The 13,259-nt window shown below is 42.7% G+C and carries 16 protein-coding genes; 12 read left to right on the top strand and 4 right to left on the bottom strand.

All coding sequences use genetic code 11. The annotated features are described in order from the left end of the window. The first annotated feature begins 510 nt into the window (after positions 1-510). The 5 genes from rpmH (at position 511) to tnpA (ending at position 3,540) form a co-directional block, all read left to right on the top strand. Positions 511-645: a 50S ribosomal protein L34 gene (gene rpmH / locus IGI76_RS16655; RefSeq protein WP_002356012.1), complete on the top strand. Its 135-nt coding sequence runs from the start codon at positions 511-513 to the stop codon at positions 643-645. A gap of 147 nt (positions 646-792) precedes the next feature. After that, the gene (rnpA, locus tag IGI76_RS16650; protein ID WP_015510644.1) at positions 793-1,128 is read left to right on the top strand and encodes a ribonuclease P protein component; all 336 of its coding nucleotides are present in this window, start codon (positions 793-795) and stop codon (positions 1,126-1,128) included. Between the two features lie 18 nt (positions 1,129-1,146). After that, positions 1,147-1,971: a YidC/Oxa1 family membrane protein insertase gene (locus IGI76_RS16645; RefSeq protein ID WP_010748469.1), complete on the top strand. Its 825-nt coding sequence runs from the start codon at positions 1,147-1,149 to the stop codon at positions 1,969-1,971. A gap of 17 nt (positions 1,972-1,988) precedes the next feature. Next, positions 1,989-2,747, top strand: a complete 759-nt coding sequence (gene jag / locus IGI76_RS16640; RefSeq protein WP_005226285.1) for an RNA-binding cell elongation regulator Jag/EloR — start codon at positions 1,989-1,991, stop codon at positions 2,745-2,747. A 340-nt stretch (positions 2,748-3,087) separates the two neighbouring features. Then, a complete protein-coding gene (gene tnpA, locus IGI76_RS16635) occupies positions 3,088-3,540 on the top strand; it encodes an IS200/IS605 family transposase (RefSeq protein WP_008382269.1) in 453 nt (150 codons plus the stop codon). Positions 3,541-3,679: 139 nt separating this feature from the next. On the opposite strand, the gene IGI76_RS16630 is transcribed toward tnpA, so the two are convergent. After that, positions 3,680-4,009, bottom strand: coding sequence for a heavy metal-binding domain-containing protein (locus tag IGI76_RS16630; protein WP_005226284.1), 330 nt, complete (start codon positions 4,007-4,009; stop codon positions 3,680-3,682). Positions 4,010-4,247: 238 nt separating this feature from the next. On the opposite strand from IGI76_RS16630, the gene mnmE reads away from it, so the two are divergent. Beyond that, positions 4,248-5,645 (top strand): tRNA uridine-5-carboxymethylaminomethyl(34) synthesis GTPase MnmE, encoded by a 1,398-nt coding sequence (mnmE, locus tag IGI76_RS16625; RefSeq protein ID WP_194185240.1) that lies wholly within the window; start codon positions 4,248-4,250, stop codon positions 5,643-5,645. Positions 5,646-5,678: 33 nt separating this feature from the next. Then, positions 5,679-7,571: a tRNA uridine-5-carboxymethylaminomethyl(34) synthesis enzyme MnmG gene (gene mnmG / locus IGI76_RS16620; RefSeq protein ID WP_194185241.1), complete on the top strand. Its 1,893-nt coding sequence runs from the start codon at positions 5,679-5,681 to the stop codon at positions 7,569-7,571. A gap of 105 nt (positions 7,572-7,676) precedes the next feature. On the opposite strand, the gene IGI76_RS16615 is transcribed toward mnmG, so the two are convergent. The 3 genes from IGI76_RS16615 to IGI76_RS16605 form a co-directional block, all read right to left on the bottom strand. Beyond that, positions 7,677-8,195 carry a helix-turn-helix domain-containing protein gene (locus IGI76_RS16615; protein WP_005226263.1) on the bottom strand — a complete coding sequence of 173 codons (519 nt, stop codon included), beginning with the start codon at positions 8,193-8,195 and terminating at the stop codon, positions 7,677-7,679. 16 nt (positions 8,196-8,211) lie between these two features. Next, a complete protein-coding gene (locus IGI76_RS16610) occupies positions 8,212-8,679 on the bottom strand; it encodes a DUF5626 family protein (RefSeq protein WP_005226262.1) in 468 nt (155 codons plus the stop codon). Between the two features lie 350 nt (positions 8,680-9,029). Then, complete coding sequence (locus IGI76_RS16605; RefSeq protein WP_005226261.1) at positions 9,030-9,482, bottom strand: DUF2188 domain-containing protein; 453 nt, start codon at positions 9,480-9,482, stop codon at positions 9,030-9,032. A gap of 256 nt (positions 9,483-9,738) precedes the next feature. Here IGI76_RS16605 and IGI76_RS16600 point away from each other — a divergent pair, with 256 nt between their 5' ends. The 5 genes from IGI76_RS16600 (at position 9,739) to rsmG (ending at position 13,248) form a co-directional block, all read left to right on the top strand. Continuing rightward, a complete protein-coding gene (locus IGI76_RS16600) occupies positions 9,739-10,632 on the top strand; it encodes an SDR family oxidoreductase (protein WP_005226260.1) in 894 nt (297 codons plus the stop codon). A gap of 37 nt (positions 10,633-10,669) precedes the next feature. Further along, the gene (gene amaP / locus IGI76_RS16595) at positions 10,670-11,239 is read left to right on the top strand and encodes an alkaline shock response membrane anchor protein AmaP (RefSeq protein WP_005226259.1); all 570 of its coding nucleotides are present in this window, start codon (positions 10,670-10,672) and stop codon (positions 11,237-11,239) included. A 7-nt stretch (positions 11,240-11,246) separates the two neighbouring features. Next, positions 11,247-11,438 carry a DUF2273 domain-containing protein gene (locus tag IGI76_RS16590; RefSeq protein WP_005226258.1) on the top strand — a complete coding sequence of 64 codons (192 nt, stop codon included), beginning with the start codon at positions 11,247-11,249 and terminating at the stop codon, positions 11,436-11,438. A gap of 25 nt (positions 11,439-11,463) precedes the next feature. Beyond that, the gene (locus IGI76_RS16585) at positions 11,464-12,234 is read left to right on the top strand and encodes an Asp23/Gls24 family envelope stress response protein (protein ID WP_010748461.1); all 771 of its coding nucleotides are present in this window, start codon (positions 11,464-11,466) and stop codon (positions 12,232-12,234) included. 297 nt (positions 12,235-12,531) lie between these two features. Further along, positions 12,532-13,248: a 16S rRNA (guanine(527)-N(7))-methyltransferase RsmG gene (rsmG, locus tag IGI76_RS16580; RefSeq protein ID WP_005226256.1), complete on the top strand. Its 717-nt coding sequence runs from the start codon at positions 12,532-12,534 to the stop codon at positions 13,246-13,248. Positions 13,249-13,259: the final 11 nt, after the last annotated feature.

Below are 13,259 nucleotides of genomic sequence, written 5' to 3'. Positions count from 1 at the left end.
AAATTGTCCTCCTATAACTAAGAATAGATATAACTAAAATAGCACGGATTGAAAAAGTTTTCCACAGATTACGATAAAAAAGGTTAGAAAAAAATACTTTTCCACAAAACGGGATAAAAGAAAAATGGAAATGCACATGTTCGAAATCCGACTATCCACAGGTAGAAAAAGAATGTGCATAACTGTAAAACAATCTCCTTTATCCACAGATCGATGTCAAGATCACACCTTGATAACACTAGGTTTCGGGGTAGTTATCAACAGTTAAAAAAGTGATTGTGGAAAACTTTTCTACAGGCTGTTTGTTTGTGGAAAAAGCCAAAATAACTCTGGGGAAAAGTTATCCACAAAAATTGGCTATAAACAGCAAACCCACACAAATCAAAGGGATTGTGGATAAAGAATGCCTGATTTTGAGCAAACTTCTTATTGACAAACTAGTACTTGACTCGTTATACTATCAAAGTATGTCTGTGCGCATAAGCATTATCCTGATGGAGGTGGAAATAAATGAAAAGAACGTATCAACCAAATAAACGTAAACGTCAAAAAGTTCACGGATTCCGTAAACGTATGAGTACAAAAAATGGACGTCGTGTTTTAGCTAGCCGTCGTCGTAAAGGCAGAAAGGTTATTTCTGCGTAAGCCACTGAATGCCAGTGGTTTTTTTTTATGCCGTTTTTGCGGAATATAGTGTCTGACTTTTGGCAAATATGGTATTATTGACAGGTGAGTGGTTACGGATTCAATCCGTTTCGCGAAGCTTAATTGAAAGAAGTGAAGGAACCGAAGATGAGAAAATCCTATCGAGTAAAAACAGAGCAAGATTTTCAAAAAGTTTTTCAGGCAGGAAATTCTTTTGCAAATCGGAAGTTCGTGGTGTATGTCTTACCTAAAGAGCAATCACATTTTCGAGTTGGTTTATCTGTAGGGAAAAAAGTCGGTAATGCAGTGAAGCGAAATGAGATCAAGCGCAAGATCCGTGCAAGTTTAACGGAAATGAAGCCGCGAATCGAACCAGCGGTCGATTTCATCGTGATCGCCCGTCCAAGTATCGCCACTTGTTCCTCAAAGGAAATCTACTCGAATTTAGAGCATGTCTTAAAACTTGCCAAAATTATTCATTAATGGAAAGGAATTAGTTACGTGAAAAAAGGGAAACGCGTCTTACTATTTTTGGGAGTTCTCTCATTAGTAGTTGTCTTATCTGCCTGCGGTGCAACAGGTGAAGTAAATGCACAAAGTACTGGTCTATGGGACCGTTACATCGTTTATTATTTTGCAGAGGCGATCAAAGCCCTCTCCTTCGGCAATGCCGGGATCGGGATCATCCTCTTTACATTGATCATTCGGGTCATTTTGATGCCGTTGATGCACTTTCAAACCAAAAGCATGCGCAAAACGCAAGAATTACAACCGAAGTTAAAAGCGCTGCAACAGCAATATGCGTCAAAAGATACAGAAACACAAAGCAAGTTAAAAGAAGAAACACAACGTTTGTATGCGGAAAACAATGTCAATCCTTATGCCGGCTGTCTGCCATTATTGGTACAAATGCCGATTTTGATGGCCTTGTGGCAATCGATCTCACGGGTTCCTGCTCTGCAAGAAGGAAAATTCTTATGGCTGCAGCTGGGTGATCGTGACCCATACTTCATCTTGCCGATTTTAGCGGCGCTCTTTACTTTTGCAAGTACTTACTTATCAAGTATGAGCCAAGTGGAATCAAATGCGAGTCTGAAAATCATGAATTTCGCTATGCCGATGATGATCTTACTGATGGGGATCAACATTGCCAGCGGTCTTTCCTTGTACTGGGTCGTTTCCAATGCATTCCAAGTTGTGCAAACAATGATCTTAAATAACCCATTCAAGATTCGCCAAGAAAGAGAAGAAGCTGCCCGCAAAGAACGCGAGCGTGAACGTGCGCTGAAAAAAGCAATGAGTCCTAAAAAGAAACGGAAAAAATAAGAGGAGGTTGCACTGCAATGCCGATTTATGAAAATCTGACAGTAGATGAAGCAATTCAAGAGGGATTGCAAGTCCTTGGTATCACCAAAGATCAAGCAGTAATCGAAGTCCTGGATGAAGGAAAAAAAGGCTTCTTGGGTCTAGGAAAAAAACAAGCACGGGTCTCCATTGAAAAACGAATCGTTGAAGAACCGGCACCCGTTGAAGAAGTACCAGCAAAACCGCTGGTAGAACCAGATCCTGTGACGACAGAGGATGCAAGCAGTGTGATGGAAGCAGCAGCGAGCGAACCTGTTTTGCTGACGGATCTTTCAGATGAGGAAGCGCTGGCTCAGCTGGGACTCTATCTGACAAATATTTCAAAAGCATTGAATGCACCCGCCTTAGTAAAAACCGCTCGTCAAGACGGCGTGGTCGTCTTTCATTTAGAAACGCAAAAACAAGGCATTTTGATTGGGAAGCACGGCAAAACCTTGAATGCACTGCAATATTTGGCGCAAGTGTATATTCACCGCATCGCGAAAAACAAATTGTCGATTGTAGTGAATGTCGGAGATTACCGTGAAAAACGTCAAGCGATCTTAGAACGTTTGGCTAGCCGTACTGCTGAAAAAGTCAAACGAACAGGCCGCCCAGTCTTTTTAGAACCGATGCCGGCGTTTGAAAGAAAGCAGATCCATTCAGTTTTGAGTAAAGATGCGTATGTTCAAACTCATTCTGAAGGGGATGAACCGTATCGCTACTTAGTAGTGGAACCTGCGGACAAACGAATTTAATGAAAAAGGGAAAGGCGGTCTGACAAGCCTTTCCCTTTTTTGATGGGAAAAAGCGATTGACAACAAATTTAAAACCAAGTATCCTTGACTAGAAATCATTCTTATCAAAGTCAACATACGTTACGTAGGTCAGCCTTTGGTATCAAAAAAGAGTCCGTATGCCGCGGACTCTTTTTTGTATTTTTCTTTATTGACTTTAGTCAGTTTCGTTCGCGTAGCGTACGAAACAAAAAAACCGCGCGTTTCTACGCGTGGACGAAATAGCTTTAGCGATAAAAAACTCCTTTCGATATACTAATAGTGGCTACCAACCGCATATCAGATCGAAAGGAGTTTTTTTATGTCTAACGACGATAAAAGTTTAGCACATACCAGATGGAATTGTAAGTATCACATAGTCTTCACCCCGAAGTATCGACGAAAAGTGATTTATGGAAAGTTAAGAGTAAGTATTGGTCAGATATTAAGAAAATTGTGTGAGATGAAAGATGTTGAAATCATTGAAGCTCATGCCATGCCTGACCATATTCATATGTTAGTAAGAATACCACCAAAGATTAGTATTTCTAGTTTTATGGGCTACTTAAAAGGACGAAGTGCAACCTTAATCCATGAAAAACATGCGAATTTGAAATATAAGTATGGGAATAAAAGCTTTTGGTCCAAAGGATACTACGTGAGTACGGTTGGGTTAAATCAAAAAACAATTGAAAAATATATTCGAGAACAAGAAGCAGATGATCGAATAAGAGATAGTATAAGTAAACAAGAATATGTAGATCCATTTAAATAGTTAAAGAGAGATAGGGCTGTGAGCGGTTGGTGGTCATTTAAAAAGCCCCTTTTAAGGGGCTAGCGAGTGGTAAGCCCTTCTAGGGCTGTTAAAAAGCCACCCGTTTCACGGGTGGATATTTACTTGATGATAGAGGCAATTAGCCGCCGATGGTTGATTGAGTAAATTGAACCACAGTACCATAGGCAAAGATCTCAAGGTAGGTTTTGTCGCCTTCGACGATGCGGTCATGTTCGAAATGACAGTTGATCACTGCATTCGCTCCGTAGCTGTGGGCGGTTTCTTTTAAGCGATAGGTCACATCTGCCAACAGATCGTTCAAATTCACAGATGTATCAAATAGATCTACTTCGATTTTGTCTGCCGCAAAGACGATATCCCGCACGACGTAAGGCCGATTCACGTTTCCTGTCGATAAAATGATTTCTTTAATGCGAGCAGCGCTGTTTGATGATTTGATGGTTTCCATAATAGATCCCTCTTTTCTTATTCTTTGCTTTTATTTTAAAGGTTTTTGCGGACAGATGCAAAATTTAAAAGTTTTTGAAGGAAGCTTGCGACTCACGCAAAAATGTGCTAATCTATTTCCAGAATTTAATTGACAAGCAGTCAAAGTGCTAAGTCTACTCGTTTTTATTGATTTTCAATCAATTTAACGGGTGGAGTGGGCACTTTTTTTATGTGAAAAAATAGGAGGAGCAAGCAACATGGCGAATATAACGCAAGAATTTGATACGATTGCCGCGATTTCCACCCCGCCAGGCGAAGGGGCCATCAGTATTGTGCGATTAAGCGGGGAAAAAGCGATCGCAATTGCGGATCGGATTTTTCAAGCAGGCACTAAAACCCTCGCCCAAGTCCCTAGTCATACGATCCATTATGGTCATATCGTGGACCCAGAAGAAAACCGTTTGATGGATGAAGTGATGCTATCAGTGATGAAAAAGCCGCGGACCTTTACCCGAGAAGATGTCGTCGAGATCAACTGCCACGGCGGGATCGTTGTCGTCAATCAACTCTTGCAGCTGGTTTTACGACAAGGCGCACGGTTGGCTGAGCCGGGAGAATTCACGAAGCGGGCCTTTTTAAACGGACGGGTTGACCTTTCTCAAGCCGAGGCGGTGATGGACCTGATTCGTGCCAAGACCGATAAGGCGATGAATCTCGCAGTCAATCAGCTGGATGGCAATCTTTCCCACTTGATTCGGACCTTACGCCAAGAGATCTTAGAGACGCTGGCGCAAGTTGAAGTGAATATCGATTACCCTGAATACGATGATGTGGAAGAATTGACGACCCGCTTATTGCTAGAAAAAGCCACGATGATCAAAGGGCAGATCCAAGCCTTATTAGCGACTGCCCAACAAGGAAAAATTTTGCGAGAAGGTTTGAGTACCGCGATCATCGGTCGGCCGAATGTCGGTAAATCCAGCTTATTGAACCATTTATTAAGGGAAGAAAAAGCCATCGTGACAGACATTGCTGGTACGACTCGAGATGTTATTGAAGAGTATGTCAATGTTCGCGGGGTACCGTTGAAACTGATCGATACGGCTGGTATCCGCGAAACAGAAGATGTCGTTGAGAAAATCGGGGTCGAACGCAGCCGCAAAGCACTGGCAGAAGCGGAGTTGATTTTGCTGGTTCTCAACCAAAGCGAAGGATTGACCCAGGAAGACAAACAATTGCTGGAGCTGACTGCTGGCAGCCGTCGGATCATCTTATTGAATAAGACCGACCTTGAGCCAAAATTAGCACCCGCTGAGCTAGTGCAGTACGCAGCAGATGAACCGATTTTTTCTGTCTCTGTGTTGACCAACGAAGGCTTAGACCAACTGGAACAAGCCATTGCCGATCTATTCTTTGGGGGCAAGACCACCGATAAGGATGCTTCCTATCTTTCTAACACTCGCCACATTGCCTTATTAGAAAATGCCGTTCAGTCGTTGTCTGAGGTCATCCAAGGGATCGAAGCAGGAATGCCTGTCGACTTGGTTCAAATCGATATGACACGCTGCTGGGACTATCTAGGAGAAGTTGTCGGCGACAGTGTCCAAGATGAGTTGATCACCCAATTGTTCAGTCAGTTTTGTTTAGGAAAATAAAGAATGCGCCACTGGCGCAAAAAGGAGAACACCATGCAAGAATATCAAGCAGAAAGTTATGACGTGATCGTTGTTGGTGCCGGCCATGCCGGATCAGAAGCTGCCTTGGCAGCCAGCCGAATGGGGGCAAAAACCCTCTTGCTGACCATCAACTTAGACATGGTCGCATTCATGCCTTGTAATCCCTCCGTCGGCGGACCAGCAAAAGGCGTCGTGGTGCGCGAAATCGATGCTTTAGGCGGAGAAATGGGCAAAAATATCGACAAAACCTACATCCAAATGCGGATGCTCAATACAGGAAAAGGTCCCGCTGTGCGGGCCTTGCGGGCGCAAGCCGATAAACATGCCTATGCGGCTGAAATGAAACGAACGATCGAAAAAGAAGCCAATCTGACACTGCGCCAAGGAATCGTTGAAAAGCTGATCGTTGAAGAAGGCGAATGCCGTGGCGTCGTGACCTCTACAGGCGCTCGTTACCAAGCCCAAGCTGTAGTGATCACTGCGGGAACAGCGTTGCGAGGAGAGATCATCATTGGAGAGTTGAAGTATTCTTCTGGACCAAACAACTCCCAGCCATCGATTGGACTAGCCGATCATTTGAAAGAGATTGGCCTAGAGATTGCTCGTTTTAAAACGGGTACACCACCGCGGGTGAAATCCAGCACCATCAACTATGAGGTAACGGAGATCCAGCCTGGCGATGAACAACCGAATCACTTTAGTTACAGCACACCCGATGAAGCCTACAATCAAAACCAAGAACCTTGCTGGTTGACCTATACGAACGAAGGGACGCACCAAATCATCAACCAGAATTTACACCGGGCGCCGATGTTTACAGGGATCGTCGAAGGAGTAGGTGCCCGTTATTGCCCATCTATCGAAGACAAAATCGTGCGTTTTGCAGACAAATCTCGTCACCAACTGTTCTTGGAACCAGAAGGGTTGAACACCGAAGAAGTGTATGTTCAAGGGCTTTCTACTTCTATGCCAGAAGATGTCCAAGTTCAAATGCTGCATTCCATCGCAGGTTTAGAAAAAGCGGAAATGATGCGGACGGGCTACGCCATTGAATATGATGTCGTGGTGCCTCATCAATTGCGTCCAACATTAGAAACCAAAGTCATCGAAAACCTCTTTACGGCAGGACAAACCAACGGAACCAGCGGCTATGAAGAAGCGGCCGGTCAAGGCTTGATCGCAGGCATCAATGCTGCTTTGAAAATTCAAGGCAAAGAACCCTTCATTATGAAACGCAGCGACGGTTATATCGGTGTGATGATCGATGATTTGGTGACCAAAGGAACCAATGAACCTTACCGCTTATTGACCTCTCGTGCCGAATACCGCTTATTGCTGCGTCATGATAATGCGGATCTGCGTTTGACCGAAGTGGGACATCAAATCGGGCTCGTCCCAGAAGCACAATACGAAGCGTATGTAGCGAAAAAAGAAGCTGTTGAAGCAGAAATTAAACGTTTATCCAAGATCCGCATCAAACCAACGCCAGAAGTACAAGCGTATTTGACTGCTAAAGGGACGGCTACCTTGAAAGATGGCGTTTTAGCAAATGAATTCTTGCGTCGGCCTGAAGTGACGTATGCCGAAATGCTACAATTTATCGAAGCCAATGAAGCATTGAAGCCAAAAGAGATCGAACAAGTCGAGATCCAAATCAAATACGAAGGCTATATCAAAAAAGCCCTCGAAAAAGTGGAGAAACTCAAACGGATGGAAGCCAAACGCATTCCTGAAAACATCGACTATGCCGCTATCAATGGCTTGGCAACAGAAGCCAAACAAAAACTGCAAAAAATCCAACCCGAAACCATCGCCCAAGCGAGCCGTATCAGCGGAGTAAACCCAGCTGATATCAGTATTTTGATGGTGTATATCGAGCAAGGGAAGATTGCCAAGGTTAACTAAAGACGGTTAATATTCTTTGAAAAACCAATTTATAAATGGTAAATAGAGTGTCAAAAGCCCGCTGCGAAAACAATTCGCAGCGGGCTTTTTGTCTTAATAATAAAGTTATTCCACTTTTTCAATCGTAGTGGTTCCCCAATTCATGATGTTGCTGAGATGGACATAGCCATCGTACAAATTCAAGAAAATCGAGAAGGCACAGACGATATAGATCAATACATAAAAATTATTGGCTTTTTTGTTACGCCATAAAACAAAGCCATCTAAGATCAGTCCTAAAGGAAAAAGAAAGGAGCCGATTCCAGCTAACAGTAGCAAGAGCAGACTTTCATCTTTATCTGCTGCCATCGTTCTTTGGAGTAACGACAATTTTTCTTTCTTGTCGTTGATTTCTTGATTGTTGGTTTCGATCCGCTCTTTTAAGGCTTCGTTCTCACGTAAAAGCTCATCGATCGAGACTTGGTAGAGATCGCTCAACAAAATCAAATTCTCAATATCTGGATAGCCGCGCCCATTTTCCCATTTTGAAATCGACTGGCGTGAAATCTGTAATTTTTCTGCGACTGCTGTTTGCGACAATCCTGAAGACTCGCGACAGCTTTTTAATTGTTCTGCTAAAGCCAATGTATGCTCCTATCTGCTATTTAACAACTAGCTTCCCATTTGAGATCGTGGTTACGACACTCCCATTGGTAGTGATTATACCTGCTTTTTGCTTAAACGTACAGGTAGCTTTGGTGGACGTGTGAGTTAATGAACTAGAAGTGATACTTCCTCTGTGAGCAACTAAACTTAAATTCGAAGTGCCTGTAAATTGATTGCGGCTATTGACCGTTACATTATAACTAGCGGTCCAATTACCTGCGGATGTTTTTGACACACGATATGTTCCCGCTGCCAGATTTGCTCGGAATGACGGCAATTTTTCAATGGTCAAAATCACCTCGTTGCCTTCTTCATCTACCGTGATCAGCTGCTCATAGGGACTATCTGATGCTAAGTCATAAACGAGTTCAGGTTCTTCCACTGTCTGGGCGGCAGCTGGGAGAGCAAAGAGAAAACAAAGAAAAATAAACGGCACAAAAAATAATTTTTTCACAAACACCACTCCTTGTACTTTTAATAATTCAAGTATACAAGGTTTATTTAGTTAAAGAAAGCACAAGCTAGTTTACAGAGGTAACGGATGGTTCACAACTGTTGCTAGATCAGCATTTCATAGGCTTATTTTTTAGGATGTCGAGAAATTTTAAAAGTGATGGTTCATTCAAAAGGTCTTCGTTTTTTAGGTTTCTGACAACGAACCGCTGCTTTTTAAAAGAAACGTCAAAGAAGTGGTTGCTTTAGTTTTAACCAAACCTAGCTGTGAAAGGAAACAAAAAAGCGAAAGAGTAGGCAACGTTTCGCGCCGATAAAACGACAAACGTAAGACCTCCTTCCGCTTTTTTGCAGCCAATTTTATTCTCTCAAATCAATATCCTTTTGATGGTCGCCGTCTTTCTTATAAACGTTCACCACGGATTCTTTGTTTTCGGCGATTTCTTTGGCACGGGCGATGGCATCTGCCTTCTTGTCGAAATGATCACTGGCACGTTTCGCCCCTTTGGAACGGACTTGCCATTGGTCGTCTTCATACACAACTTCTACATCCGCATCCATTAATTTTTCCGCATTCTTATTGGTTTGATGGGTATCGTCTTTTTGCGGATTTTTTTCTTTCTGAAAAGCTTTCTTCTCCTCTTCATCTGCATTGTCATACCATTTTTCTGCTTGACTCGTGGCGATCGGGATCGCCCGATCATCGGAATAGCCATCGGCTAGCAGGGCATTGGCGATATCGATCGCTTTTTTACGAACTAAGGGGTCTAGATTCTTCATTGACGCAGGATAATCACGGACATTCCAAGGCATTCTTTGTTTCCTCCTTTTTCTTGATCCAAGGTCATTTTCTTAGGGGTTCCCTTTTACAGGTACTACCAGTTACTACTTATTAGTTTACCCCCTTCTAAAAAAAAGGGAAATTATTTGATTTCTGGTCAAAAATGGGGGCACTTTCTTTTTTCATTTTCTAATAAACGATGATTTATTTTTGTTAACAAAGCGTTATATTTCCCAAAAAAAAATGAATGGTTTAGAATTTTATTATAGAGAAAAGGAGGACGTAAGAATGAGTGAACCTATTTTGACTGATCCACGGGAACTTTATCACACGGGTAAATACAGCAAACAGGAACAAGATACGCCTGCTTTACAAGAAGAAATGCGACCAAAACCTGATTGTGGTGAAGAATCTTATGAGGGAAGTCAGCAGTTAGAAAACCGGCGTGTACTGATCACCGGTGGGGATTCTGGGATCGGACGAGCAGCAGCGATTGCCTTTGCCCGTGAAGGAGCAGACATTGCCCTACACTTTTTCCCAGGAGAAGAAGAAGATGCCGAAGAAGTTGCAGGGTACATCAAAGAAGCTGGGCGCAAAGTGATCTTGCTACCCTATGACCTGCGAGACGAAGCGGCACCACAAGAGATCGTTGACAAAGCGGTGGCAGCATTAGGTGGGTTAGATACATTAGTATTGAACGCAGCACAGCAAATCACGCGGCCATCGATTGCAGAATTACCGATTGAACAAGTGAAAGATACCTTTATGGTAAACATTATCTCCATGTTTGCATTAGTCAAAGCTGCTGAGCCGCACTTACCGGCTGGAGGAGCGATCGTGACAACGACTTCTGTCCAAGCCTTTAGTCCAAGTGCCCATTTAATGGATTATGCGGCAACCAAATCGGCGATCGCCAGTTTTACAGTCAGCTTGGCGAAACAATTTGCTGAAAAAGGAATTCGCGTCAATGGGGTAGCCCCAGGACCGATCTGGACACCATTACAGTTAGATCATGGTCAACCGCAAGACCAGCTGCCTGAATTTGGTCAGCAAGCGTTACTTGAGCGGGCAGGACAACCAGCTGAGCTAGCACCCGTCTATGTCTTTTTAGCTTCGAATAAAGCTAGCTATGTGACAGCACAGATTTATGGTGTTACCGGCGGAGAAGCCATCAACTTGTAAGCTTATCAAAAATTGGAGAAAAAGGAGGAGGTGTCCTATGAGTAAAGGGTGGAAAATCGTATCAATCATCGTTTCGTTGATCTTTATCACTGTCTTATTACCAATCGTATTAATGAGTAATCCTTATATGCAGCTGCCATTTGGTTTGGACAGCAGAGGCAATGTCGTCACGTATTTCTTTGACAACTTGTTTATGCGTCAATATATGTTTTGGGTAGCTGTTGTCTTGATCGCCTTATTCTTGATCGTGATCTTAGTCGTGCTTTTTTATCCAAAAACCAAAACGACCTTTGTTTTGAAAGAGGATAAGGGCGCATTGACGATCGATAAGAAAGCAATCGAAGGACTTGTACGTACGAAAGTAAATGAAAAAGAATTTGTTGAAGGACCAAAAGTTCATGTCAAGGCGACCAAAAATCGAATTTTGATTAAAATCAAAGGACGCTTGAAACGGACGTCTGCCTTAGTCGGCAAAACCGAAAACTTAATGGCGGAAATCCAACAAGATGTCCAACGAGTGCTTGGTTCAAGTGAGAAAGTCAAAGTCGAAGTCAACTACGCGAATTTTGAACAAAATGAGACTCCGGAAAACCCGCGAGTAGAATAGGAGGGCTATGATGAACGAACTACAACAATACAAAATCCCATTGATTTTTGGAGCAATCGGCCTTGTTCTGGCTGTGTTGTTTGTAACGATCGGTTTTTTCAAAACATTGCTGATTCTACTCCTAACAGGTTTGGGTTTTGCGTTAGGATTGTATCTCCAACGTACCGGTATCATCGACGAATTTTTTAACCAACAATAACGCATTTTAATAGGAGGAATTTTTAATGAATAACGATAAAAACGAATTAAACAATGATAAAAAAGTCAGCGCACATCCAGATCCAGTGGTTCCTAACACCAATCATCAAGCAAATGAAAATGCGATTCCGATGACTGAAGCACCAGATCCAGTGGTACCAAATGCTGAAAAAGCAGTAGCAGGACAACAAAACGGACCAAAACCAGGGGATCATCCAGCACCAGGAAATCCAAATCCAGCAGGACATCATCCAGCACCGCCAAAACCTGGTCACAACGATTTTGAAGGACCAACTGGCGACGCACCTGTTCATGGTTCATTGACCTATGATGACAAAGTGATCCAAAAAATCATCGGGATCGCATTAGAACACGTGGATGGTCTGTTGACGGTCGATGGTGGTTTCTTCTCTAACATTGCGGAAAAATTAGTCAATACAGACAATGTGACTGCGGGTATCAATACCGAAGTAGGGAAAAAACAAGTAGCCGTTGATTTAGATATCGTGGTTGAATACGACCGCAACATCCCAGAAATCGCTGACCAAGTCAAAGAAGTCATCCAAAAAGAAGTAACGACAATGACCCAATTAGAAGTTATCGAAGTCAACATCAATGTTGTAGATGTAAAAACGATCGCTGAATACGAAGAGGAACAAGAAACGGTTCAAGACAAAGTATCGTCAGCTGCATCTAAAACCGGCGACTTTGCTTCACGTCAAACCAACAAAGCCAAACATGCGGCTTCCCGCGCGTCTGATCGTATCGAAGAATACAACGAGCCCCGGGTGAAATAAAAAAGTTTCATATGAAACAAAAACAAGCATTGATCCTGTGATCAATGCTTGTTTCTTTGAGAAAAAAGCTGACCAGGAGGGTTGGCAGCCTCGCTGGTCAAGGAAAAATGAAAAAAGTTTTTTGGATTGAAATGAGTATAATTCCTCTGCCTTAAACCAACCTTAAAGCCCCAGTTAAAAAATGGTAAATTCTCCTAGAAAGCAATGTCTGGCTATTGCATCACATTGCTTTTTGCGTTAAAGTAGGAACTAGTCTGTGAAACATTTTTCTGTTTCACAAAATAGAAAGGATTCGTTATGCTACCTGAAGAATTTCATGAAGAATTACGCAAAAACGGGATCGTTTTAACCGAAGAACAAATGGAAAAATTCGCTGTCTATTTCGAGCGTTTAGTCGAATGGAATCAGAAGATGAATCTAACCGCAATCACGGAAAAATCAGAAGTGTATTTGAAGCATTTCTACGATTCTGTTTCTTTAGCTTTTGAAACCGCCTTTGACCCGCAAAGTCATTTGTGTGATGTCGGTTCAGGTGCTGGCTTTCCAAGTATTCCACTAAAAATCGTGTTTCCTGAATTAGAAGTGACGATCGTCGACTCTTTAAATAAGCGCATCACCTTTTTACAAACCCTTGTGACGGATCTACAATTGGAAAATGTCCACTTGTACCATGACCGTGCAGAAACATTTGGTCAAAACCCGCAATTTCGTGGGCAATTCGATTATGTGACTGCTCGTGCGGTTGCCCGTTTGAATGTGTTAACGGAACTCTGTGTGCCATTGGTGAAAAAAGCAGGCTATTTTTATGCGCTCAAAGCTGCCAAAAGCGAGGAAGAACTGGTTGAAGCCAAACCAGCCATCTCACTCTTAGGCGGCAAATTTATTGAAGAAAAAAGCTTTACCTTACCGGTCAGCGGCGATGAACGCCATCTTTTGATCATTCAAAAGAAAAAAGAAACGCCAAAGAAATACCCCCGCAAACCGGGAATGCCAGCGAAACAACCAATTAAATAGGAGGAAAATCA

It is taken from the genome of Enterococcus sp. DIV2449a (assembly GCF_051711225.1).
Classification (GTDB): domain Bacteria; phylum Bacillota; class Bacilli; order Lactobacillales; family Enterococcaceae; genus Enterococcus_D; species Enterococcus_D casseliflavus.
This window is presented reverse-complemented; position numbering and strand designations above follow the sequence as displayed.